This window comes from Halorarius litoreus (assembly GCF_024362405.1).
Classification (GTDB): Archaea; Halobacteriota; Halobacteria; order Halobacteriales; family Haloarculaceae; genus Halorarius; species Halorarius litoreus.
Genome location: NZ_CP101454.1, coordinates 657,489 through 681,841 on the forward strand (window position 1 = coordinate 657,489; position 24,353 = coordinate 681,841).

Genomic DNA, 24,353 nt, shown 5'->3' on the forward strand with positions numbered 1-24,353 from the left:
TTCGGTCCTGCGATACGTGGACATGGTCGGCAGTAATCAGCTGATTCGGTCGTTTCTCTGGCGTGCAGCGCAGCTGTACCCCGACGTCGACATCGTCTCCCGGACCGGCGACGCAGTCCACCGCTACGACTACCGCGCGTACGGCGAGCGTGTCGCGCAGTTGGCGAACGCACTGGCGGCCGCCGGAATCGAGCCCGGCGACCGCGTCGGGTCGCTGTGCTGGAACCACCACCGCCACTTCGAGACGTACTTCGGCGTCCCCTGCATGGGCGCCCAGCTACACACGATAAACCCGAACCTGCCCGAGAGCCACGTCGAGCACATCGTCGGCGACGCGGCGGACGAACTGCTGTTCGTCGACCCCCACGAGCGCGAGGTGCTGGAGGCGCTGGCCGACAGCGAGGCGTTCGAGAGCGTCCAGCAGTACGTCGTGATGGGTGACACGGTGCCCGAGACGTCCCTCGATCCGGTCGTCGACTACGAGTCGTTCATCGCGGGGCACGAGCCGTCCTACGACTGGCCCGACGTGGACGAGTCCCAGCCGGCGGGGATGTGCTACACCTCGGGAACCACCGGCAAGCCGAAGGGCGTCGAGTACACCCAGCAGATGATTTGGTCGTACACGATGACGACGCTGACGCCCCAGATGCTCGGTATCACCGACCACGACGTGGTGATGCCGTTGGTCCCGATGTTCCACTCGACCGGCTGGGGGTTCTCCTGGGCCGCGACGGCCGCCGGCGCCAAGCAGGTGTACCCGGGGCCGTCTCCGGACTCCGCCACCCTCGCCCGCCTCATCGAGGAGGAAGGCGTGACGCTGACCGCGGGCGTCCCGACCATCTGGATCGACCTGCTGGAGTACCTGGAGACGCACGACGCCGACATCTCGTCGCTGGAGCGGATCGTCGCCGGCGGCGCGCCGGTCCCCGAGAGCCTCATCCGACGGCTCGACGAGGAGTACGACGTCGAGGTGCTGCAGGCGTGGGGGATGACCGAGCTAACTGCCATCGGGACGATTGCCCACCTGCCACCTGACATCGCGGCCGCCGATGTCGAGACCCGGTACGCGAAGCGACAGAAGCAGGGACGGATTGTGCCCGGACTGGAGTTTCGCGTCGTCAGCGAGGACGACACTGAGGTCCCATGGGACGACACGACGGTTGGCGAACTGTACGTCCGGGGCCCGTCGGTGACGACCGAATACTACCAGCGCCCCGAGGCCAACGCCGAGGACTTCGCCGCCAACCCCGGCCGCGACGGTGACGGTGAGGGCAACGAGTGGCTGGCGACCGGCGATCTCGTGACCGTGGACGCCGAGGGGTACATCTCGCTGGTCGACCGCGACAACGACATCATCAAGAGCGGTGGCGAGTGGATATCCAGCGTAGAACTGGAGAACGCGATGATGGCCCACGACGCCGTCAGCGAGGCGACCGTCGTCGGTGTCTCCCACGAGCGATACCAGGAGCGCCCGCTCGGGTTCGTCGTCATGGTGGACGGCGCGTCGATCGAGCCAGACGCCCTCCGCGCGGAGTTGAGCGAGCGAATTCGTGCGGACTACCCGAAGTGGTGGACGCCCGACGAGATCCAGTTCGTCGACGAGATTCCACGGACGGCGACGGGCAAGTTCGACAAGATGGCGCTGCGAGGCAGCTACGCCGACCACGACGTGGAGACGGACCTCGAACCGGAGGAGTGACTCCCGCCTCGGGACCGCGGACGCCCGTGCGCGAACGCCGACGACGTCTCGACAGTCGCCGACTGTCTGGCCCGTCAGCGAACCCGCGACGGTTCTCAGGCGGGACTGCCCCGGACCGGCCGGAGGACGAACGTCGCCAGGCCCGCGACCAGGATGAGGGCACCGCCGAGCAGGAACGTCGCGTCCCAGCCGATGGAGACGACGAGGCCACTGGCGACGGTGCCGCCGGCGACGCCGCCCCAGAGCTTTGCTGAGTACAGCACCGCGTAGTTCGCCGAGGAGTGAGCGCGTCCGTAGTACTCCCCGACGAGGCTGGGGAAAATAGAGTACGGTGGCGCGCGGAGGAACGCCGCGACGGCGGCGAGAGCGACGAACGCCGGCGCGATGCCGGCCTCGGCGACGGTGACCAGGCCGGTGAGCGCGATGCCACAGAGGACCAACGCGACGCCGACCGTCCGCTCGCGCCCGAACCGGTCCGAGAGTCCACCGACGACGACGACGCCGAACGCGTCGCCGAGTGCGACCAGGGAGGCGGCGCCGGTGGCGGCCCCCGCGGAGATGCCGGCGTTCGTGGCGAACGCGATGACCTTCCCGACGAGCATCAGCGTCACGCCGTTGACGACCACGAAGATGGCGTACAGCAGCCAGAACTGCCAGGTTCGGACGGCCTCGCGCCACGTGTATCCCTCCTCTTCGTCGGCGTCCACCGCCTCGGGGTCGGTCGCAGGCGTAGAGTCCGCGCTGGTCACGTCCGCTCCGCCGTCGGGCTCGGCGTCGGCATCGCGGACCGTGACCCCCACGGGGTCCCGGAGGATGGGGACTGCGACGAGGGCGACCAGGCCCGCCAGCAGCCCCAGGCTCACGAGCGTCACGACGAAGTCCGTGACGATGAACTGGCGGAGGAAGGGGATCAACAGGAAGCTCAGGCCGCTGTAGGCGACCATGGCGATGCCCGTCGCCAGGCCGCGCCGGTCGCTGAACCACTTCACCGGCGTGTTTGCGGCGACGGAGTAGACGATGCCGACGCCCATCCCGCCCAACGAGTAGAACAGGTAGACGCCCCAGATGGAGTTCGCCAGCGCGGTGCCCACGTACCCGCCCGCGAGCAACCCGGCGCTGGCGAGCATCGGGAGCTGTGGCCCCCAGCGGTCACGAACCCAGCCGGCCGGGAACTGGACGATGGTCTGAAAGACGACGAACAGCGTGAACACGGTCCCGATGGCCGCCTCCGACGCGCCGAGACGCGTCTCGAGCGGGAGTCGGATCGACGACCAGCCGAACTGGTAGGTTCCGGCGAAGCCCATGGCCACGGCTGCGACGGCGACGAGCCACCAGGGCGAGAACCCGAGTTCCTCCTGTTCCATCGTGTCTCTTCCCATCTGAGAGCGGGGACCTGATATAACTATCCGCCAGCCCGGTGCCGTGGCCGGGCAAAGGGCCGATTCGCCGGAGTTCGAGACAGCAGTACGCTTAACATCCATTGCCTATTACCACAGTACATGCCCATCGACGAGGAGTCAGTCCGCGGAGATTTTCCCATCCTCAATCGCCGGATCGGACGGGAGTCGCTCGTCTACCTCGACAACGCGGCGACGACGCACACCCCGATGCAGGTCCGAGACGTATACGACGACTTCTACGACCGCTACAACGCGAACGTCCACCGCGGCATCCACGACCTGAGTTACGAGGCCTCAGTCGCCTACGAAGACGCTCACGACCGCCTCGCGGCGTTCCTCGGCGCCTCGGGGGGTCGAAAGGAAATCGTCTTCACGAAGAACACGACCGAGAGCATCAATCTGGTCGCGTACGCGTGGGGGCTGGCCGAACTGGAACCCGGCGACGAGGTCGTGCTCACGGAGATGGAGCACCACGCGTCGCTGGTCACCTGGCAGCAGATCGCCAAGCGGGCCGGGGCACAGGTCCGATACATCTCCGTCGACGAGACCGGTCACCTGGACATGGACCACGCCCGCGAGGTCATCACCGACGACACGGCGATGGTCAGCGTCGTCCACGTCTCGAACGTCCTCGGGACCGTCAACCCGGTGAAGGAGCTGGCCGACCTCGCCCACGACCACGGCGCCCGCATCCTCGTCGACGGCGCCCAGGCCGCGCCGACCAGACCGGTCGACGTCGAAGCCATCGACGCCGATTTCTACGCTCTCTCCGGTCACAAGATGGTGGGCCCGACCGGCATCGGCGTCCTGTACGGGAAGCGCCATCTCCTCGAGACGATGGACCCGTTCCTCTACGGCGGCGAGATGATCGCCGACGTCACCTTCGAGGACGCCACCTGGAACGAACTACCCTGGAAGTTCGAAGCGGGCACACCGCCCATCGCCGAGGGCATCGCGCTGGCCGCCGCCGCCGACTACCTCGACGACCTGGGGATGGAGAACGTCCGCGACCACGAGAACGACCTCGCGCAGTACCTCCTGGAACGACTCGAACGGCGCGACGACGTGGAGACCTACGGCCCACCGTCCGGTGAGGAGCGGGCCGGGTTAGTGGCGTTCAACGTCGACGGCGTCCACGCGCACGACCTCTCCGGCATCCTCAACGACGCTGGCATCGCCATCCGTGCCGGCGACCACTGTACGCAACCGCTCCACGACAAACTCGGCATCCCCGGCTCCGCACGCGCTTCCGTCTACGTCTACAACACCCGTGAAGAGATAGACTATCTCCTCGATGCCCTGGGAGACGGCGAAACGATGCTGACCGACTACCTCCGGTCGGCCCAGTTCAGCCCGGCTGTCGAGCGCCACTACGAACGCTCCCGGTCTGCCGAGGGCCTGACGAACCCGACCTTCAGCAAGACCTCGCAGGCGACGACCTGCGGCGACGAGGGGCGCTTCGACGTCGAAGTCGATTCGGCGGGCGTCATCCAGCGCATCGCCTTCGAGAGCGAGAGTTGTGCCGTCTCGAGCGCGACGGCGAGCATCCTCTCGGAGTCGCTCGTCGGCAGGTCCCTCGCGGAGGTCGCCACCCTCGACGGGCACGCGCTCGACCTGTTCGACGGGGAGATTCCCCCGGTCCGCGTCGACTGCGTCGAGGGCCCCGAGGCCGTCATCCGCCTCGCCGCACAGGAGCACCTCGACGACTGAGACGGTCACTGATCGAGTCGGGCCGGCGTGCCCGCGCCGTCACCAGGGAGTCGACCGGTCGACCAGGCCGACGCGCCCCGGGAGGGAGAGGTCGACCCAGCGGACTTCGGTATCACCCCAGGCGCTCGGCTCGCCACAGTTCACGTGGGCAGCCGCGGCGTCCAGGTCGTCCGTCCCGACGAGGTACGCACAGGGGAGCGGCCCGAACTTCTCGACGCGCTCACCGAGCCAGCCGTCGGCCCCGCGCTGTTCGGCGAGGGTCGCGGGCGTCTCCGGGAACCGCGCCAGCGTCGCGTCGAGGTCCTCGGTGTCGACCCGGGTCGGAGCCCCACAGTCGAACAGTTCCCGATACCGATCGACGTACTCATCGATGGACGGAACCCCCACGACGACCTCAACGACGCCCTCCAGCGGGAGGTCGGCCATCTCGCTCGAGATGTTCACCCGTCGGTCGCGAGGCGTGCGGTCGCTGACGAGGAATGGGACCGCGGTCCCGAGTTCGCGATCGCCGACGACGGTGAGGTCCCACTCGACGAGTTTGCCGTCCGGCCGCTCACGCTGGTAGTGGGTCGGGCCGTCAACCGTGATGCCGCGGTCGGCAATGCGCTCGGTTTCTGCCTCGATATCGTCGACGAAGAGCGCCCACGCAGCGGGGCCGGCGTCGCCATCGATCTGGGCGTCCCACCACGGCGACCGGGCGTCGGGGTCGAGCTTCGAGATGAGTTCGATGTACGAGCCGTTCTCGAAGCCGATAGTGTAGTTGTGGGTCACGCCGTTGTCGTGCTCACCACCGTACTGCGACGGGAGACCGACGGCCTCGAAGGCCTCCCGCATGCGCTCGATGTCCTGGTCAGCGTAGACGACGTGGTCGATGGCGTTGTGCATACCACCGACTCGGCGGGGGGTCACAAAACGGTTCGCCCGGCGATCACTCCTGAGTCAGCACGATCTTCCCGTACAGGCCCCGGTTGTCCATCCGCTCGAAGGCGGTCATGTACTCCTCGATGGGGAACGTGTCGTCGATCACCGGCTCGACGTCGCCCGACCAGACGTAGTCGTAGAGTTCGGCGAGTTCGTAGGAGTTGGCGCCGGAGCTCCCGACGATGTCGAGCTGTCGCATGAAGATCTGGCGGATCTCCGTCTCGGGGTTCGGACCGACGGTCGCCCCGGAGGTGACGAGCCGGCCGCCCCAGCGCAGCGTTCGCATCGACTGCACCCAGGTGTCGCCGCCGACGTTGTTGTAACAGACGTCGACGCCCTGCTTGTCCGTCAGCTTCCAGATGGCCTCGTCGAAGCGCTCCTCGGTGTAGTCGATGACGTGGTCCGCGCCCAGGTCCCGCAGGAACTCGGCTTTCTCCTGGCTGCTGGTCGTCGCGTAGAGGGTATCGACGTTCAGCACGTTCTTGCAGATCTGGACCGCGTAGGTCCCGACGCCGCCGGTCGCGCCGACGATGAGGACGTCCTCCGTCGACTGCACCTTCGCCCGGGGAACGAGCGCACGCCAGGCCGTCCCGCCAGCGACCGGGACCGCCGCCGCCGTCACGAAGTCCGCGTCGTCGGGAATCGGAATCAGGTTCTCCTCGGGCATCGCGACGTACTCGGCGTGGCCGCCACGTCGCATCTCGCCCATCATCGTGAAATCCTCGCAGAGCATCTCCTGGCCACGGACGCAGAAGCGACAGTCTCCACAGGAGAGGAACGGCACGGCGACGACGCGGTCGCCCTCCGCCCAGGCGGTGACGTCGTCGCCACACTCGGTGACGACGCCGGCGACGTCGCCGCCACCCCAGAACGGGTACTGCGGGACGTAGTTGTCGAGTTCGCGGACGGCGAACAGGTCCATGTAGTTCAGGGCCGACGCCTTCACGTCGACCAGGACCTCGCCGTCGCCGACCTCGGGCGTCGGTACGTCCAATAGGTCGTAGTTGTCCAGTGGCCCGTGTTCGTGGAAGCCAACAGCTTTCATTTCGTAGGGAGTGGTCGGGGCTGGGTAAAAAGTTACCTCGCAGCACGACCCAGCAGGGGTGCCCCGGTAGTTTGAAGCACGCGTCTCGCAACGGGTCAACGTAGAGAACATGGAGTACGCTAGCGCGCTCGATGCGATCGGTGAGACCCCGATGGTGGAGCTGTCGACTATTCGGCCGGAGAACGGAGCGTCGATTCACGTCAAGTGGGAGGGCGCGAACCCGACCGGGAGCCTCAAGGACCGGATGGCGCTCGCGATGATCGAAGAAGCACGCCGACGGGGCGACATCGAACCCGGCGACCCGGTAGTGGAGTTCACCGGCGGCAGCACGGGGACGAGCCTCGCACTCGCCTGTGCCGTCCTCGACCATCCGTTGCACATCGTGACCGCCGACTGCGTGGCCGAGGAGAAGCGGGCATCGATGAAGGCCCTCGGCGCGAACCTCGAACTCGTCGAGACGCCCGAGGGCTCGGCTCACGATGGCCTATTCGACGATATGCAGGCGGCTGCCGAGGCTCTCCAGGAGCGCACGGGTGCGTACTTCACCAACCAGTTCGAGAACCCGGACCAACTCGCAGGCTACCGGGGGCTCGGCGAGGAGATCCTCGACCAGCGCCCCGAGGTCGACGAGTTCGTGATGATCGTCGGCACCGGCGGGTGCGCCATGGGAACCTCACAGGCGTTCGAGGCACTCGGCGCCGACGTGGACGTGACGCTGGTCGAACCCGCGGAGTCACCCGTCCTCACCGAGGGGCGCGCCGGCAGCCACGCCGTCGAGGGGACCGCGATCGTCAGTTCTCCACCGCTGGTCGAGCGAGATCGCTTCGACGGCGTTCGCACCCTCCCCGCAGACGAGGGCGTCGCGGCCCTCCGGCGCCTGGCCCGCGACGAGGGACTGCTCGTCGGGACCAGTTCCGGCATGAACGTCGCGGCCGCCCGCGAGGCCGCCGCCGAGCGCGACCCGGACGACGTCGTGGTCACCGTCGCCTGCGACACCGGCCTCAAGTACCTCTCCAACAACCTCTTCGAGGGCCTGGAGGGGGCCTCGGTCTGCATCTGCTAACCGGCCGCCTGGGCGAACGCCCCACCCGTGGGGTCCGAGCGACGACGCTATCGCGGCCTCCGCTCAGAGGGAAGCCAACAGACTATCGGCTCTTGATCGAGCGTGTTCCGCGATGCGGGGCGCCGCGCTGGTCGTCGGGATCGTGACCGCGACGCAGATTCAGCGACCTAGCAGGGTTCGTACTGATTTCGCAACGAATCCGCCAGAACTGCCATTCCGTACTCCGGGAGCGAATAAGGCCGAGCGCCGCGGTCACGCCGTCTGCCATGCGTGGGTGGTCTCGGAGTCACCTCGACATCGTGGGCAACGCAGGGCCCACTATCCGAGCAGACGCTTGCCGATGATCTCTTTCTGGATCTCGTTGGTGCCCTCGTAGATCTTGGTGACGCGGATGTCGCGGAGGTACCGCTCGACGGGGTGGTCGGTGACGTACCCGGCGCCGCCGAACACCTGGACGGCCTCGTCGGCCACCTTGAACCCGCGATCGCTGGCGAACAGTTTGGCCATGCTCGCGAACCGCTCCGAGAGCGTCACCTCGCCCGCGTCGTAGAGGCTCGCGGCGCGGTAGGTCAGCGCACGAGCCGCCTCGACGTTCGTGGCCATCTCGGCGATCTTGTGCCGGATCGCCTGGAAGTCGCCGATCCGCTGGCCGAACTGTTCGCGCTCACCCGCGTACTCGATGGCGGCGTCGAGCGCGCCCTGAGCCGCGCCGACGGCCTGGGCTGCAACCTGGACGCGGGCGGGCGCCATCGCCTCGTTGAAGTACTGCCAGCCGCGGTTCTCCTCGCCGACGATGTTCTCGGCCGGGACGCGCACGTCGTCGAAGACGACCTCCGCCGTGTCGGAGGCGTGCAGACCGAGTTTGTTGTCGATCTTGCTCGTCGTCACGCCGTCGGCGTCGAGCGGCACCAGAATCGTACTGATGCCGTCGTAGCCCGCGTTCGGGTCGGTCTTGGTGACCAGGAGGATGGCGTCGCCGACCGAGCCGTTACTGATCCACATCTTGTTGCCGTTGATGACCCACTCGTCGCCGTCTCTCTCCGCGCGGGTCTCGATCCCCGCGACGTCCGAGCCGTGCGCGGGTTCGCTGATCCCGATTGCGATGGACTTCTCCCCGGCGGCGATGCCCGGGAACCACTCCTCCTTCTGTTGCTCGGTGCCGTACGTCTTCAGCACGTACAGCGTCGAGTTGAAGGCCATCAGGTCGATGGCCGCCCCGATGCCGGGGTCGGCCCGCCACAGTTCCTCGGTGACGATGGCCGTCTCGATGACGTCCATGCCGGCACCGCCGTACTCGACCGGGACCATCGGACCGACGAGGTCTGCCTGGGCGGCTTTCTCCACGACGGCCCACGGGTACTCGTGGCTCTCGTCGTGCTCGCGGGCGACAGGGACGATCTCCGCCTCGCCGAACTCACGGACGGCGGCTCGGATCGCCTCTTGCTCGTCGGTCAGCATGTACTGCTGATCAGGCTGGGAACCTTTGGGCTGAGATGCCATAGCAAAGGTGTACGGAGATATCGACTTAGGCCTTTCGACGCCCGCCTGACGCCCGTTGCGGCGCGCTACAACCGGGACACCGGGGGCTCCAGCGGCCGGACCCATCACAAGTGATTTGATGGTGCCGTGTGAGACCTACCCATGACGTACGACCACATCGTCAGCGACGTCGACGGTCCCGTCTGCCGAATCACCTTCGACCGCCCCGAACACCTGAACGCCGTGTCGGTCGAGATGTGGGAGGAGTTCCGCGAGGCGCTGCTGGCCGCTGAGGACGATCCCGACGTCCGCGTGGTCCTGCTCGCGGGCAACGGCGACGCCTTCTGTGCCGGCGACGACATCCAGGACATCCGCGACCTGGCGTCGGCGACAGAGGTCCTGGAGTACTGCGAGTACATCCGGGAGGCCAGCGGGACGATCGAACGGATCGCCACCCCGGTCGTCGCCAAGGTCGACGGCATCGCGTACGGCGTCGGCTGTGAGATCGCCGGGCTCTGTGACGTCACCATCGCCACCGAGGACGCCTCATTCAGCCTCGTCGAGCCGAAGATCGGCGTCAGTTCACTGAACGGACTGTTCCGCTTCCCGGACCTCATCGGGACCAAGCCGGCCAGGGAGATGATGGTGACCGCGCGGACGCTCGACGCCGCCGAGGCCCACCGCGTCGGCCTCGTCTCGGCCGTCGCCACCGACGACGAGGTCGACGACGTCGTCGCCGACCGAATCGACGAAATCGTCGAGAGCGCGCCACTCGCCGTCGAGCTCTCCAAGCGACTCGTCAACGGGGAGCGCGAGGGCGCCAACGAGGCGGTCACCGTCCTCGCGAACACGTTCCTGTCCGAAGACCGCATCGAGGGGACCAGTGCGTTCCTGGAGAAGCGCGACGCCGACTGGCAACGCGACTGAGAAAGCCCGTTCGGTCCGGGGACCCACTTGGTCACAGCGGTCGAAGCCTATTTGTTTCGGCCAGGATAGGAGGTAGTATGGCGAGTAGCCCTACCGGAAGACTCGCGTATCTGCAGAGCCCCAAAACCATCGAGATCAGGGAGTACGAAGTACCGGACCCCGAACCCGGAGCGCTCGTAACGCGGGTCGAGCAGGCCAACGTCTGCGGATCGGAGTTGCACATCTGGAAGGGGAACCACCCGGTGCTCGAACAGATGGTGCTGGGCCACGAAGCGCTCTGCCGCGTGACTGAACTGGGCGAGGGCGTCGAGACGGATTACGCCGGCGAACCCATCGAAGTGGGCGACCTGATCGCCCCGACGTACTTCGTCGCCTGCGGGAAGTGCCAGTTCTGTGGCGCGGGCGAGTTCCGCTCCTGTGAGAACTCGCTCCAGCACTGGCTGAAGGATCCGGACCAGTGGCCACACTTCCACGGCACCTTCGGGACGCACTACTACATCCACCCCGAGCAACACTTCTACAAGGTTCCCGAGAAGATTCCGCCGGGCGTCGCGGCCGCGGCCAACTGCGCGCTCTCGCAGGTCCTGTTCGGCCTGGACGAAGTGGGCCTCTCCTACGGCGAGACGCTGGTCATCCAGGGTGGCGGCGGCCTCGGCCAGAACGCCATCGCCGTCGCCAGCGAGTACGGCGCGGAGACGATTCTCGTCGAGGGCGTCGACGACCGCATCGAGCGCGCACGGCGGTTCGGCGTCGACCACGTCGTCGACTTCCGCGAGTACGAGACCCCCGAAGCCCGCGGCGAGCGTGTCGCCGAACTCACTGGCGGCCTCGGCGCCGACGTGGCCGTCGAACTCGCCGGTATCCCACAGGCGTTCGCGGAAGGCCCCCACTTGCTGCGCGACGGCGGCCGCTACCTGGAGATCGGGAACATCACACCCGGCCACACCACCGAGTTCGACCCGGCGCTGCTCACTCGCAAGAACATCAACGTCGTCTCCACGATGCGCTACGACCCCTGGTACCTGGGGAAGGCGCTCGAATTCCTCGCCGAGACCGTCGACGACTACCCCTACGCCGAACTCATCGACGCGGAGTTCGACCTCGTGGACGTACAGACGGCCCTGCAGAAGTCCGACGCCCGCGAGGTCGGGCGGGCCTCGCTGCTGCCGTCCCACGGGGACTGAGAACGGTCGAGAACGACAGCCACCCGCCGTCGATCAGCGGTCCTGGTTCCGCGCTCGCATCTCCTCGATGAACTCCTCGGAGTAGCCGTACTCGCGGAGGACGTCCGCGGTCGCGTTCCCGAGCGCCGGCGGCGCCTTGTGGATGTCCGGGGGCGTCTCGGTCATCCGGAATGGGACGCCAGTGAGTTCGATCTCGCCGAGTTCCTCGTGCTCGACGGTCCGGATCATGTCGTTGACCGCGACCTGGGGGTCCTCGACGACCTCCTCCATGGTCTGGACGGGGCCGCCCCAGATGTCGTGTTCGACGAGTTTGTCGATCCAGTAGTCGGTCGACTCTTCGCGCAGGACCTCCTCGATGCGCGGTTTGATCTCGTCCCGGTGCTCGTAGGCGGCCTCCCAGGTGTCGTACTCGTCGAGTGTGTCTATTCCGAGGGCCTCCCCGACGATGGCGGGCATGGTCAACGAGAGGGTCATGTACCCGTCGGCGGTCTCGTAGACGCCGAAGGGTGCCTGGTAGTAGGGGTGGGAGATACCGGTCTCGCTGCGCTCGGGCGGCTTCCCGGTGTTGAGATAGGTGTCGATCTCCATCGACTGCAGGTGGATCGACGCGCTCAGCAGGTCGGCCTTGATGTGCTGGCCCACGCCGGTCTGCTCGCGGTGATACAGCGCCGAGACGGCCGCGAACGCGAGCATCGCCGCCGAGTAGAAGTCGTTTAGCGGGAGGCCCACGGGCGTGGGTGGGTCGTCGGCACGGCCGTTGAGATTCGCCAGGCCGGAGACGCCCTGGATGATGAGGTCTTGCCCGGGACGGTCCGCATAGGGGCCTTCCTCGCCGTAGCCCGACGCCGAGCAGTAGATGACCTCGGGGTTGATGTCCGAGAGATCGTCGTAGCCGAGGCCGATCCGGTCGACCACGCCCGGCCGGAGGTTCTCGACGAACACGTCCGCATCCGCGATGACGTCGTAGAGGACCTCCAGTTGCTCGTCGTCCTTGATGTCGAGTTCGACGCTGCGCTTGTTGCGGTTGGCCGTGAGGAAGGTCAGGTTGACGCCGTCCTCGTAGGCGTTTGCCATCGACCAGGATTGGCGCATCCACTCGCCGCCGGGGGCTTCGATCTTGATGACGTCGGCACCCATGTCGCCCAGGAACTGCGTCGCGAGCGGGCCCTGCACCAGCTGGGAGAAGTCTACGACGGTAACGCCGTCTAACGCTCCAGTCATACCTTTTCGACTCGGGGGCAGCGACAAAGAGTTAACGGTGGGAGGGGGGCCGTACGGCCGCCGGCGTGGAGTCAGCCCTCGAGTTGGTCGGCCGCCAGGAGGAACCAGCCCTGCCCGTAGGAGGCCACGTCGAGGGGCACGTCCGGGCCGCCTGGCGGGACGGCGACGCGAGTCACCGAACCCCCCTCGTCGACGACACTCTTACACACCTCGAAGGCACGTTCGGCGGCCTCGACGTATCCCGCGTCCTCCTCGAGCAGGCCCAGTTCGACGCCTTTGTGGAAGGCGTAGGCGAACTGGAGGGTGCCGGAGGCCTCCTTGGCGGTCCACGGGTCGTCGGGAATGTGGTGCCACAGGCCACTAGCGTCCTGCAGGTCGAGCATCGCGGCACAGACCCGCTGGAAGCTGTCGACCAGTGTGTCGTAGTGCTCGTGGTCGTCGGGGACGTACTCGAGCATGTTCAGGATGCCAGCGGCAGCCCACCCGTTACCCCGGAGCCAGAAGGTGCTCTCGGGGTAGGTGTTGGGCGTCTCGCGCCACTCGTGGCGGAAGAGGCCTTCGTAAGGGTCCTGCAGCAACTTCTCTTGGGCGACGATGTGGTCGACGGCCTCTTCGAGCGCGGCCTCGTCGCCCGTCTCGGCGCCGTAGCGGGCGAGCGGGAGCGCGACGAGATAGATGGAGTCGACCCAGAGTTCGATGGGTTCCGAGGCGAAAGAGATGGTCCCGTCCTTCAGCCGTGTCGCCTCGTCCAGAAGGAACTCGACCTGTTTCCGCGCGGCGTCGAGGTACTTCTCCTCGCCGGTGCGGTCGTAGAACTCCAGACACCCGTTGACCAGGGCCGAGGACTCCGACTGGGCCCTGGCGCCGTCATCGAGCCACGGCTTCGGATCGTCGTAGCCGAGTTTCCCCTCGGTGCCCTGGAGTTCGATCTGCCGGTCGATCAGGTCCCGGGCAGCGTCGACGAACTCCGACTCGCCGGTCGAGAGCAGGCCGTCGATGGCGAGTGACATCTCCCAGTCCTCGCCCTGCATGTCTCGCTGGTACGTTTTGCGTGCTACGCGTTCGACTAACGCTTCCGTCGAGTCGCTCATGAGCCACTGAGACCCTCTTCGGCCGCGATAATAAACTATTCGCCCGGCCGAACGGTTCAGACGGCCGGTCACGGGCCGACCGCCGAAACAATGATGAGGATCCCATAACACGTGCGAACACGTACCAATGAAGAAGGAACTGCTCGCGACAGACTTCCTCGATCGCGCGACCGACCTCTACGGCGACAGCACGGGGGTGATCACCAACGACGGGACGACCTACACCTACGCGGAGTTCGGCGACCGCGTCAATCAGCTCTCCCACGCGCTCACCGAACTTGGGATCGAGCAGGGCGACCGGGTGGCCGTCCTCTCGCCGAACACACACTGGTTCCTGGAGACGCTGTACGCCGTGACACAGCTGGGGGCGATCCACGTGGCGCTGAACTACCGGCTCACACCCGAGGACTATCGGTACATCCTCGACGACTGCGGGGCCGACGTGGTAGTCGCCGACTACGAGTACGCCGGGAAAGTCCAGGCGGTCCGCGATGACGTCGACGTCGACCAGTTCGTCGGCTACGAGGCAGACCGTATCGAGGGAGCCTGGCGCTCCTACGAGGAGTTACTCGCCGGTCGCCCGACGGCCCGGCCGGACCGGCCAGCGATCGAGGAGGCCGACCCGGCTGTCATCAACTACACCAGCGGGACGACCGGCGACCCGAAGGGCGTCGTCCGGACCCACCGGACTGAGCACTACCACGCGCTCTGCGTGACGCACCACATGGAGATCGAAGACAGCGACACGTACCTCTGGACGCTGCCGATGTTCCACTGTAACGGCTGGGGCCACGAGTACGCGATCACCGGCGTCGGCGGGACCCACGTCTGCCAGCGGGACTTCAGCGCCGAGCGGACGTTCGAGCAGATCCGTGAACACGACGTCTCGTACCTCTGTGGCGCGCCGGTCGTCCTCAACCGACTCATCGAACACGCCAAGGAGACGGGTTGCGAGACGACCGGCGACGTGCCCGTCAGGCTCGCCACGGGCGCGAACGCGCCGCCGGAGTCGACCATCCGGAACGTCGAGGACGAGATGGGCTGGACGCTCATCCACCTCTACGGCCTGACCGAGACCGCTCCGGTCATCACCACGAGCAACGCTCCGGCGAAGATAGCGAAGAACGGACGAGTCTACACCAAGAACCGTCAGGGGTTCGCGGTGCTCGGCGCCGAACTCCGCGTCGTCGACGAGGACGGCGAAGACGTCCCCCGCGACGACGAGACGATGGGCGAAATCGTGGTCCGGGGTAACCAGGTGATGGACCGCTACTGGAACAAGCCCGAACAGACCGAGCGGGCGTTCAACGACCGGGTCGAGGGGTGGTTCCACACCGGCGATATCGCCACGATCGACGCCGACGGCATGGTCAGCATCTGCGACCGCAAGAAGGACATCATCGTCTCCGGCGGGGAGAACATCTCCAGCCTCGAGGTCGAGAACGCCATCTACGACCACCCCGCGGTCACCAAGACGGCAGTTGTCGGTATCCCTCACGAGGAGTGGCAGGAGACGCCGCTGGCACTCGTCGTCACCAGGGCCGACAGCACCCTGACGACCGCGGACCTGGAGTCGTTCCTCCGCGAGAAGCTCGCCGGCTACAAGGTCCCGACCCGTATCGAACTCGTCGACGACGAGGACCTGCCCGAGACGGCCACCGGCAAGATTCAGAAGACCGAACTCCGCGACCGCTACGCGGCAGAGTGACTCGCGCCGTTCAGTGGTACGTACAACAGTAGTCGACCACGCTCTCGACGTCCAAGTCGAACGCGGTGTCCGGCGGAACCGTGAACACGTCGCCAGCCTCGTAGCGCGTCGGCTCGCCGTCGACGTCGACGGTGAGTTCGCCCGCGAGGATTTCGATTTCCTCCTCGTCGTCGGTCTCGAAGGTGTACTCGCCCGGGAGCATGATGCCGAGCGTCTTGCGCTGGCCGTCGTCCGTCTCGACGTCGCGGCTGGTGACCTTGCCGTCGAAGTAGACGTTCGCCCGTTTGCCGATGCGTGCGTCCTCGAAATGCTCGTCTGTCATCGCCAAGAACGGCGGCCGGCGCCGAGATAAATGTTTCCGCGAGAGGGGGGACCACCGTAAGCTATAACACCGAGCCAGGGCAGTTCAGCAGTATCGTCATGACCGACTTACACGCGCAGATGGGAAAGTACGGCCACAACGAGGTCAAGTTCTTCAGGGACGACGAGACGGGATTACGAGGCATCATCGGCATCCACGACACGACCCTCGGTCCGGCGGCCGGCGGGACACGCCGATACGCCTTCGACTCAGAGGAGGAGGCACTCGAGGACGTGCTGCGGCTCTCGCGGGCGATGACCTACAAGTACGCCATCTCCGGCATCAACATGGGCGGGGGCAAGGGCGTCATCTGGGTGGACGACGACGACCACGACAGCGAGGACCTCTACCGGTCCTACGGCCGCATCGTCGACAGCTTCGAGGGTCGGTTCGTCACCGGCGGCGACGTCGGGACGGACGCCAAGGAGATGCGCTGGATCGGCATGGAGACGGACTACATCATCGGCCTGCCCGAACAGTTCGACCACCCCGAGGGGTTCCACGGGGGCGGCATGGGCGTGCTCCGCGCGATGGAAGCCTGCTGTGACATGGTCTACGACGGCAGTCGCGACCTGGGCGACCTCCACGTCTCAGTCCAGGGTGCCGGCGACATGGGCGCGAGCCTCATCAAGTACCTCACCGACCGCGGCGCGCAGGTGACGCTCGCGGACGTCGACGACGAACAGGTCGACTTCATGGAAGACGAGTACGGCGTCGGCTCGGTCGCTCCCGACGAGATCTACGACGTCGATTGTGACGTCTTCGCCCCCTGCGCGCTGGGGATGGTTCTCAACGACGACACCATCCCCCGACTGACGTGTGACATCGTCTGTGGCGCTGCCAACAACCAGCTCGACGACGTCGAGCGCCACGACGAGATGCTACGAGAGGCGGGCATCCTGTACGCGCCGGACTATCTGGCCAACTCCGGACGGACCATCGACGACACGGACCTGCTGCGGAAAGGCGGCTACAAGCACGACCGGGCGCGAGCGATGATCGACGACATCTACGACCGCATGGAGACCATCGGCCAGCGTGCCGAGCGCGAGGACCGGCCGACCCAGGCCATCGCGGACGAGATCGCCGAGGAGCGCATCGAAGCCATGCGCGCCTCGCGAGCGAAGGTCTACGAGCGTCGACGCCCCGAATGGTAACGGCCCCGCCAGGAACACTATCATGAGTAAATCGATTCGCAGCGACACGGATGTACAGGTACTCGACAAGGACGGGTCGGTGCTGCCGGACGCGACGGAGCCCGACCTGGACGACGACACGCTCGTCGAGATGTATGCGCAGATGCGACTCTGCCGTACGTTCGACGAGCGGGCGGTGAGCCTCCAGCGACAGGGCCGCAGCGGCACCTATTCGACGATGCTCGGGCACGAGGGGACGCTGGTCGGCAGCGCCTTTGCCCTGGCCGACGACGACTGGATCGTGCCCTACTACCGCGACCAGGGCGCGACGGTCACCCACGGGTTGCCCCTGGAGAACATCCTGATGTACTACATGGGCCACGAGCAGGGCAGCGTCATCCCGGAGGACGTCAACGTGATGCCCATCTGCATCACCATCGCAGACCACATTCCCCACGCGACGGGTATCGCCTGGGCCTCGAAGCTCCGGGGCGAGGAGAGCGCCACTGTCTGCTACTTCGGCGACGGCGCGACCAGTGAGGGTGACTTCCACGAGGGGCTGAACTTCGCGGGCGTGATGGACACGCCGAACATCTTCATCTGCATGAACAACCAGTGGGCCATCTCGACGCCGTTCGAGCGCCAGACGGCCGCCGACACGATTGCCCAGAAGGCCCAGGGGTACGGCTTCGAGGGAATCCGTGTCGACGGGATGGACCCGCTGGCGGTCTACACGGTGACTCAGCAGGCCCGCGAGAAGGCGCTGGACCCGAACGACGACCAGGCCCGGCCGACGCTTATCGAGACGCTGCTCTACCGCCTCGGCGCCCACAACACGTCCGACGACCCCTCGGGCTACCGCGGAGAGGCGGAAGTCGAGGAGTGGCGCGAGTGGGACCCGCTCCCGCGGTTCGAGACGTTTCTCCGCGACCGTGGACTGCTCGACGACGAGGCAGCCGACGCCATCGAGGAGCGCAACGCCGAGCAGGTCGAGGCCGCCGTCGAGGCGGCCGAGAACGTGACCGCGGACCCCGACGAGATGTTCGAGCACGTCTACGCCGAGCCCACCGGGAACCTCCGCGAGCAACAGGCGTACCTGCGTCGCCTGCGCGAGGAGATTGGCGACGAGGAGCTACTGGAGGACTGAGATGAGCACTGACGAAACTGCACCCGAGCGGACGCTCGTCGAAGCGGTGAGCGACGGGCTCCACACCGAGATGGCGCGGGACGACACCGTCGTCGCCCTCGGCGAGGACATCGGTGCGAGCGGCGGCGTCTTCCGCGCGACTGACGGGCTCTACGACCGGTTCGGCCGCGAGCGAGTCGTCGACACCCCCCTGGCGGAGTCGGGCATCGTCGGCACCGCGGTGGGGCTCGCCGCCAACGGCATGCGGCCCGTCCCGGAACTCCAGTTCATGGGGTTCGTCTATCCCGCGTTCGACCAGATAATCAACCACGCGGCACGCCTTCGCACCCGAAGTCGCGGCCGGTACAGCTGCCCGATGACGATCCGGATGCCCTTCGGCGGCGGCATCCGCGCGCCGGAGCACCACTCCGAGTCCAAAGAGGCGTTCTTCGTCCACGAAGCGGGCCTCAAGGTGGTCGTCCCGTCGACGCCATACGACACGAAGGGGCTGCTGGCCTCGGCCATCCGCGACCCCGACCCCGTCATCTTCCTGGAGCCGAAGCTCATCTATCGGTCGTTCCGCGAGGCGGTGCCCGAGGAATCCTACACTGTGCCGCTCGGCGAGGCGGCGGTCCGCCGCGAGGGCGCGGACGTGTCGGTGTTCACCTGGGGCGCGATGACCCGGCCGACGATGGAGGCCGCCGAGAACCTGGCCGCGGACGGGGTCGACTGCGAGGTCCTCGACCTGCGGACCCTCTCACCCATCGACCGGGACGCCATCGTCGACTCGTTCAAGAAGACCGGACGGGCGGTCGTCGTCCACGAGGCACCGCGTACGGGCGGTCTCGCCGGCGAGATCACGTCGCTCATCCAGGAGGAGGCCCTGCTGTACCAGGAGGCCCCGGTCACTCGCGTGACGGGGTTCGACGTGCCCTACCCGCTGTACGCCCTGGAGGACTACTACCTGCCCGAGGCCGCCCGCATCGAGGACGGGATCCGCGAGGCCGTCGAGTTCTGACATGACGGTCGAGTTCGCACTCCCCGATGTGGTTGAGAGACAGACCGACGCGGAGGTCGTCCCCTGGCAGGTCCTGACGCCGTCGGTGCCGTTCGACCACCGCATCGCCGACGGAGTGGACGCGGCCCAGTTCGTCAACGCTGTCGAGGCGTACCTGCGGGACCCTGACCTCCTGCTTCTGGAATAAGCGTCCGACATCGTCGGACAGAACTTTCAGGAGTAGTTCAACGCGACTTCTATCTTGTTCGCGGTGCGCTTGACGAGTTCCGGCATCTCCTCGGTGAGGCGGTCACCGTGCATCTTGCTCACGAGGCTGGAAACGCTGACGGCGGCCAGGCGGTCGGTACCGTCGGCGTTGACCGGCGCGGCGACGCACTGAATCCCCTCGGCGCGCTCCTCGCGGTCGATGGCGTGGCCCTGCTCGCGAATCGTCTCGATCTCCTCGAACAGCTGGTCCCGGTCGGTGATCGTGTGCGGGGTGACCTCCGGGAGGCCGACCTTGTCGACGATCTCGTGAATCCGTTCGTCGGGCATCTCCGAGAGGATGGCCTTCCCCATGGCCGTCGAGTGCAACGGTGTCCGAAAGCCGGGGTAGGTGTCGAGCCGCGCTGCGTCAGTGCCCGTCCGCTTGTAGATGTAGACGCCCTTGGCGTGTTCCTCGATCATCAGGTTGGCGTGGTCTCCCGTCTGCTCTGCCAGGTTGTCCAGTTCCGGCTTCGCGATCTCGTAGACGGGCAGGTTCTCGCGTTCGTACTCGCCGAGTTGGAGGAACTTCGTGCTGACCCGGTAGTTGCCGCCGACCTTGACGACGTACTCTAAATCGTACAGCGTTCGCAGGTGGTCGTGGACCGTGCTCTTGGGCCTGTCCAGGTGCTCGGCCAACTCCGTCACGCCCGCGCCGTCAAGTTCGTGGATGAGTTCCACGATGGTGAGGCTGGTCCGTGTCGCCTCGATGTTGACGGGGTTGTCGTTTTCCATCATACCACATACTATCGCCAACGCGAACTTAAGTGTATCCGATATCGTCGGATTTTCGGCCCGGTTCATCGAGATCTGGCCGCCGGCAGATGTCCAGGAGATTCCGCCGTAGAATCCCATCGGGTTCAATTCCGGCACTATCACGACGCAGTGAGAGACGAGCAATTGGGCACAAGTGAGACCATTGGCCAACCATCTGTACGGCACTGTCGGACAGTCCGCAATCCGGTTGGAAAGCAGGTGGAGTTCGCCCCCAAGGAGAGACTGGATGGTCCACCATCCAGCCAAAGAGCTCCTCGCTTGGCAGAGCTTCGACTTCAAGTCTGACGGGTCGACGCAAAAGGAGCTGCTGGCACAACACCATTACACACTTAGTTTTGTAATGGATATCATCACCTTTCCCGACCAACCCCTTCTCAAGAAATCTATCTGCCGCCAGTACTCAGTATCGTCGGACTGCACCTATGTTTGCGGGGAGGGCGCCGTCTACGATAGTGTTCGAAAGTCGTTCGATATTGCCGGACGAACCCCGGGCGAATTCGGCGTCGGGGTTGTCGAGCAAGGCGCCTTCACTCGCGGGAATAGAACTCGGCCCACAGCGGGGGCGAACTTACCACAGACGGCCAGGCGGTACGACTACATGGTTGCAACAGGTCTTCGGGTCCCAGAAACGACCGTCAGGGCGATTCGGATAGTCTGAGGAGACTGCGAGAGTCCAGATGCTGGGTGGAGCGTTTTATTACCTCCGGGTTCCGTTCACGGGTATGGTCGCAGGTGACAAACCCTCAGGACGAATCACGGAGCGGGCACGGTCAGTCGAACACTCGGCGATTCGGGAGATGTTCGAGCGGGCCGCCAAGTACGAGGACCGGGACCTCGTGCACCTGGAAATCGGCGAACCTGACTTCGACACACCGACCCACGTGGTTGACGACGCGATGGCTGCGGCACAGTCGGGGGGGACCCATTACACCTCCTCGTCCGGGATGCCTGAACTTCGGGCAGCGATTGCCGACCGCACCGGCGCTGACGGTCAGTTCGACCCCGATACCCAGATCACCGTCACGACTGGCGGCATGGAAGCGTTGTACATCACACTACAGGCCATCGCCGAGCCCGGCGACGAGGTCGTCGTCCCCACACCCGGATGGCCCAACTACTTCACGCAGATTCGGCTTGCCGGTGCAGAACCTGTCGAGGTACCCCTGCCTGCCGAGCACGGCTTCGACCTGGAACCTGACCGCGTCATCGAGCGAATCAGGGAGGACACGGCGGCGGTCGTCCTCTCCTCTCCCTGCAATCCGACGGGTCGAGTCTTCTCGCGGGAGGCCGTAACGGCGGTCGTGGAAGCCGCGGCGGCCCACGATTGCTACGTCGTCGCCGACGAGGTGTACGACCGCCTCACCTACGGCGACCAGCCTACGGGCATCTCGGCGTACACGGACTACGATGACGTCATCACAATCAACTCCGTCTCGAAGACCTACGCGATGACCGGCTGGCGAATCGGGTGGCTCGCCGGCCCGGCGGACGTGGCCGAAGCGACCGCGAAGATTCACGGCTACACTTCGGCGTGCGCCCCCAGCGTTTCCCAACACGCCGCCATCGCTGCCCTGACCGGCCCCCAGGAGCCGGCCGAGCGGATGGCCGACGCCTTCGCCGAGCGTCGGGACTACGTCGTCGACCGTATCGCCGAGATTCCCGAAATCTCGGCCCCCGAGCCCGAGGGGGCCATCTACGCGTTCCTCGATGTCGACGCCTTGCCCGACACCAGCGTCGAAATCGCCCGACGCCTCCTCGACGAGTACAGCGTCGTCACGGCGCCGGGCGAAGGCTTCGGCGACGCCGGTCGGGGTCATCTCCGGATCAGTTTCGCCAACAGTCGGGACCGGCTCGAACTCGGTTTCGACCGCATCGAGGCTATGGTCGACGACGAACTTCGAGGGTAGCCACCACCGGGCGGTCGTCTAAATCGGCACAGTAGTTCGTAGCCCAGCAGAACCGAACGGCCGAGTCGAACTGCCGGGCCCGGGGTCCTGGCCTAGCGGTCGCGAGATAGTCGCAGGGAGTCCGCGGCGTACTGACTTCTGCCCACCCCGTAGCAGGAGGGGTGTAGTCGTGTACGACGAAATCCCAGACCGCTCGACGGGCCGGATCAACGGTTTGTTCCCCATCATGGAACGGAGGTGCCCGGACTGCTACTGAGGTCGGTGCTACAGTCTGGAATGCCCTCTGAGATGTGTATTCCCCCGATTCGGCAATCTTCGCAGAGGCCACGAATACGTGGCGTGGTCGGTGGCAATACCCATCTCTGGAGATCCCAGCCGGCAGCTATCGCTACGTGAGAATATCGCTTGGAACAGGGCTAGTACTGGGATCCAGCACAACCCGGCTCAGGTTCCGTAATGAGAATCAGGCATGCGAGCAATGAGAAATAGGAACGGGAGAACTGAGCGTCACGCGTACGTGATGTCCAGATGGAACTCGGTGATGGTGCCCAGCAGGAGCTCGGGGATCTCCTCTTCGAACCACTCCCCTTTCACCCGGTGGCTGGGACCGGCCACGTTGAACGCACCCTGGATTTCGTCGTTCGAATCGTAGACGGGCGCCGCGACGGCGTTGAGTCCCTTCAGGTGCTCCTCGCGGTCGAGAGCGAACCCCCGCTCGTGGATTCGATCGAGCTCGTCGTGGAGTTCGTCGGCATCGGTGATGGTGTTGTTTGTGTACGCTGGGAGTCCGTGGGTCTCGATGATCTCGTCGACCCGCTCACGGGGATACTCGGCGAGGATCGCCTTTCCGGCGGCGAGGGAGTGGAGGTGGAATCGCTTGCCGACCCCGGCGTCGGTCCCGACGGCGTTCTCCCCGATACCGCGGAAGACGAACACTCCCTTACCGTACTCCTCGGTGACGTACGCGGAGAGTTCACCCGTCTCGTCGGCCAGGTTCTCGATGCGCTCCCGGATCTGCTTGGCCATCTCGTTGGACCGGCGCACGTAGCCGCCGTACTCGAGGAACTTGAGCCCCAATCGGAACTCTTGACCGTCGCGGACGACGTACTCGGCTTCCAGTAGGGTCGTGAGGTGCCGGTAGATGGTGCTCTTGGACACGTCCATCCGGTCGGCGAGTTCCGTGATGCCCGCGCCGTCGAGTTGCCTGAGCGTCTCGATGAGCTCGAACAACGTCCTATTGGACTTGATTCCCTCGTACTTGGATTGCGCCATGTTTCACGGTAACATCCACTCATACTTAATTGTTCCGCGATGAGAAACAGGTTAGTCTCCGTTCATTATTCGCCAATCTTCACGGATATCGCCACAGTTTGCGCATAGAGCCCGGGAATCTTGGTGTTAACTCCCCAATTAGCAAACACCAATATGGACCGACGGTTGCCATCAGCGTATGGAAGACAGCCTGTAGCCCACAGTAAGTGGGCCATGACGGCTTCACTGTAGGCATTCCCGTGGTCCCTGTCCGACACGGCCCCACACGCAGCCATCCAACAGGGTGTGAATCCAAGTCACAGTGTGCCCGACCGAGAGCGATGTGGAATTTGGCATTCACCAATTCCGCGATGCGAACAAATATTCGGTCCCAAGGCAGGGAGGCGCAACTTCGGTCTGGTCGACATCTGACGGAGTCACCGGAGCAGTGAGCAGCGCTGGAGGTGGATGTGATTGGACGGCACTACGAACGTATTCGCCGGCGTGGATGGCATCGTGGCTCTCCGCCGGTGCCGGTTCCCCGTTACTCCTCGGCGCGTCCTCGGAGGTTGTCGAAGAAGGTGTTCATGTCTGATTGGATCTTGCGCTTCATGATACGGGAACCAAGCGTCGCCAGTTTCCCGGTGAATTCGACGTCCATCGTGTAGGAGAGGTCCGTTCCATCGCCGTTCGCTGTGAGGTCCATCTGGGCGTCTGCGGTCATGATGCTCCCGGTGAGTTCGTCCTCCCCTTTGGCGTCCGCGACCATCCGGTCGGGCGGGGTGAGTTCGTTCATCTCCACCTCGCCGTTGAGTTGGACGTTGACGCCGGCGATGCCGCGCTTTATCGTGCCCTTGTAATGCGTGTCGCTGATCCGCTCGACCTCCTCCGCACCCGGAACACACAGCACGAGCACTTCGGGGTCGGAAATCGTCTCCCAGACCGTCTGCTGGTCAGCACCGATAGCGACCTCTCCATCGAATTGCATGTGAAACACAACCACGGGGTGAATATATTAGTTTATTGCTTCTGTGCCATCCTCCCCCAGCTCGTCCGTTCAACCACACCCATATATCAGACACCTAA

At 65.6% G+C, this 24,353-nt stretch carries 21 protein-coding genes; 11 read left to right on the plus strand and 10 right to left on the minus strand.

What is annotated here, in order from left to right; genetic code table 11:
• Nucleotides 1-22 precede the first annotated feature (22 nt).
• A complete protein-coding gene (locus NL126_RS03420) occupies nucleotides 23-1,699 on the plus strand; it encodes a long-chain fatty acid--CoA ligase (protein WP_255197514.1) in 1,677 nt (558 codons plus the stop codon).
• Between the two features lie 95 nt (nucleotides 1,700-1,794).
• On the opposite strand, the gene NL126_RS03425 is transcribed toward NL126_RS03420, so the two are convergent.
• Entirely contained in the window at nucleotides 1,795-3,063 is a 1,269-nt protein-coding gene (locus NL126_RS03425) for an MFS transporter (protein ID WP_255197515.1), read from the minus strand.
• 135 nt (nucleotides 3,064-3,198) lie between these two features.
• Here NL126_RS03425 and NL126_RS03430 point away from each other — a divergent pair, with 135 nt between their 5' ends.
• Nucleotides 3,199-4,809, plus strand: coding sequence for a SufS family cysteine desulfurase (locus tag NL126_RS03430; RefSeq protein ID WP_350355480.1), 1,611 nt, complete (start codon nucleotides 3,199-3,201; stop codon nucleotides 4,807-4,809).
• A gap of 39 nt (nucleotides 4,810-4,848) precedes the next feature.
• On the opposite strand, the gene NL126_RS03440 is transcribed toward NL126_RS03430, so the two are convergent.
• Nucleotides 4,849-5,694 (minus strand): VOC family protein, encoded by an 846-nt coding sequence (locus NL126_RS03440; protein WP_255197516.1) that lies wholly within the window; start codon nucleotides 5,692-5,694, stop codon nucleotides 4,849-4,851.
• A 43-nt stretch (nucleotides 5,695-5,737) separates the two neighbouring features.
• A complete protein-coding gene (locus tag NL126_RS03445; RefSeq protein WP_255197517.1) occupies nucleotides 5,738-6,775 on the minus strand; it encodes an alcohol dehydrogenase catalytic domain-containing protein in 1,038 nt (345 codons plus the stop codon).
• 109 nt (nucleotides 6,776-6,884) lie between these two features.
• Between NL126_RS03445 and NL126_RS03450 the strand changes: the two genes are divergently transcribed.
• A complete protein-coding gene (locus tag NL126_RS03450) occupies nucleotides 6,885-7,838 on the plus strand; it encodes a PLP-dependent cysteine synthase family protein (protein WP_255197518.1) in 954 nt (317 codons plus the stop codon).
• Between the two features lie 318 nt (nucleotides 7,839-8,156).
• On the opposite strand, the gene NL126_RS03455 is transcribed toward NL126_RS03450, so the two are convergent.
• Entirely contained in the window at nucleotides 8,157-9,338 is a 1,182-nt protein-coding gene (locus tag NL126_RS03455) for an acyl-CoA dehydrogenase family protein (protein ID WP_255197519.1), read from the minus strand.
• Between the two features lie 141 nt (nucleotides 9,339-9,479).
• Here NL126_RS03455 and NL126_RS03460 point away from each other — a divergent pair, with 141 nt between their 5' ends.
• A complete protein-coding gene (locus NL126_RS03460; protein ID WP_255197520.1) occupies nucleotides 9,480-10,244 on the plus strand; it encodes an enoyl-CoA hydratase/isomerase family protein in 765 nt (254 codons plus the stop codon).
• A 77-nt stretch (nucleotides 10,245-10,321) separates the two neighbouring features.
• Complete coding sequence (locus NL126_RS03465; RefSeq protein ID WP_255197521.1) at nucleotides 10,322-11,428, plus strand: zinc-binding dehydrogenase; 1,107 nt, start codon at nucleotides 10,322-10,324, stop codon at nucleotides 11,426-11,428.
• Between the two features lie 33 nt (nucleotides 11,429-11,461).
• Here NL126_RS03465 and NL126_RS03470 read toward each other — a convergent pair whose 3' ends face one another.
• Both NL126_RS03470 and NL126_RS03475 read right to left on the minus strand, forming a co-directional pair.
• Entirely contained in the window at nucleotides 11,462-12,649 is a 1,188-nt protein-coding gene (locus NL126_RS03470; protein WP_255197522.1) for a CaiB/BaiF CoA transferase family protein, read from the minus strand.
• 71 nt (nucleotides 12,650-12,720) lie between these two features.
• Nucleotides 12,721-13,740, minus strand: a complete 1,020-nt coding sequence (locus NL126_RS03475; RefSeq protein ID WP_255197523.1) for a glycoside hydrolase family 88 protein — start codon at nucleotides 13,738-13,740, stop codon at nucleotides 12,721-12,723.
• A 127-nt stretch (nucleotides 13,741-13,867) separates the two neighbouring features.
• Between NL126_RS03475 and NL126_RS03480 the strand changes: the two genes are divergently transcribed.
• Nucleotides 13,868-15,448, plus strand: a complete 1,581-nt coding sequence (locus tag NL126_RS03480) for a long-chain-fatty-acid--CoA ligase (protein ID WP_255197524.1) — start codon at nucleotides 13,868-13,870, stop codon at nucleotides 15,446-15,448.
• A 10-nt stretch (nucleotides 15,449-15,458) separates the two neighbouring features.
• Here NL126_RS03480 and ppnP read toward each other — a convergent pair whose 3' ends face one another.
• Nucleotides 15,459-15,770, minus strand: a complete 312-nt coding sequence (gene ppnP / locus NL126_RS03485) for a pyrimidine/purine nucleoside phosphorylase (RefSeq protein ID WP_255197525.1) — start codon at nucleotides 15,768-15,770, stop codon at nucleotides 15,459-15,461.
• A gap of 98 nt (nucleotides 15,771-15,868) precedes the next feature.
• On the opposite strand from ppnP, the gene NL126_RS03490 reads away from it, so the two are divergent.
• The 4 genes from NL126_RS03490 to NL126_RS03505 are packed head-to-tail and all read left to right on the plus strand — an operon-like array spanning nucleotide 15,869 to nucleotide 19,276.
• Nucleotides 15,869-16,966 carry a Leu/Phe/Val dehydrogenase gene (locus tag NL126_RS03490; protein WP_255197526.1) on the plus strand — a complete coding sequence of 366 codons (1,098 nt, stop codon included), beginning with the start codon at nucleotides 15,869-15,871 and terminating at the stop codon, nucleotides 16,964-16,966.
• Nucleotides 16,967-16,988: 22 nt separating this feature from the next.
• Nucleotides 16,989-18,092 (plus strand): pyruvate dehydrogenase (acetyl-transferring) E1 component subunit alpha, encoded by a 1,104-nt coding sequence (gene pdhA / locus NL126_RS03495; protein ID WP_255197527.1) that lies wholly within the window; start codon nucleotides 16,989-16,991, stop codon nucleotides 18,090-18,092.
• A gap of 1 nt (nucleotide 18,093) precedes the next feature.
• Nucleotides 18,094-19,089, plus strand: a complete 996-nt coding sequence (locus tag NL126_RS03500; RefSeq protein WP_255197528.1) for an alpha-ketoacid dehydrogenase subunit beta — start codon at nucleotides 18,094-18,096, stop codon at nucleotides 19,087-19,089.
• Nucleotide 19,090: 1 nt separating this feature from the next.
• Nucleotides 19,091-19,276, plus strand: coding sequence for a 2-oxo acid dehydrogenase subunit E2 (locus NL126_RS03505; protein ID WP_255197529.1), 186 nt, complete (start codon nucleotides 19,091-19,093; stop codon nucleotides 19,274-19,276).
• A gap of 26 nt (nucleotides 19,277-19,302) precedes the next feature.
• On the opposite strand, the gene NL126_RS03510 is transcribed toward NL126_RS03505, so the two are convergent.
• Entirely contained in the window at nucleotides 19,303-20,067 is a 765-nt protein-coding gene (locus tag NL126_RS03510) for an IclR family transcriptional regulator (protein ID WP_255198890.1), read from the minus strand.
• Between the two features lie 764 nt (nucleotides 20,068-20,831).
• Here NL126_RS03510 and NL126_RS03515 point away from each other — a divergent pair.
• Nucleotides 20,832-22,016 carry a pyridoxal phosphate-dependent aminotransferase gene (locus NL126_RS03515; protein WP_255197530.1) on the plus strand — a complete coding sequence of 395 codons (1,185 nt, stop codon included), beginning with the start codon at nucleotides 20,832-20,834 and terminating at the stop codon, nucleotides 22,014-22,016.
• Between the two features lie 507 nt (nucleotides 22,017-22,523).
• Here NL126_RS03515 and NL126_RS03520 read toward each other — a convergent pair.
• The gene (locus tag NL126_RS03520; RefSeq protein WP_255197531.1) at nucleotides 22,524-23,288 is read right to left on the minus strand and encodes an IclR family transcriptional regulator; all 765 of its coding nucleotides are present in this window, start codon (nucleotides 23,286-23,288) and stop codon (nucleotides 22,524-22,526) included.
• A 523-nt stretch (nucleotides 23,289-23,811) separates the two neighbouring features.
• Nucleotides 23,812-24,255 carry an SRPBCC family protein gene (locus tag NL126_RS03525; RefSeq protein WP_255197532.1) on the minus strand — a complete coding sequence of 148 codons (444 nt, stop codon included), beginning with the start codon at nucleotides 24,253-24,255 and terminating at the stop codon, nucleotides 23,812-23,814.
• Nucleotides 24,256-24,353 lie beyond the last annotated feature (98 nt).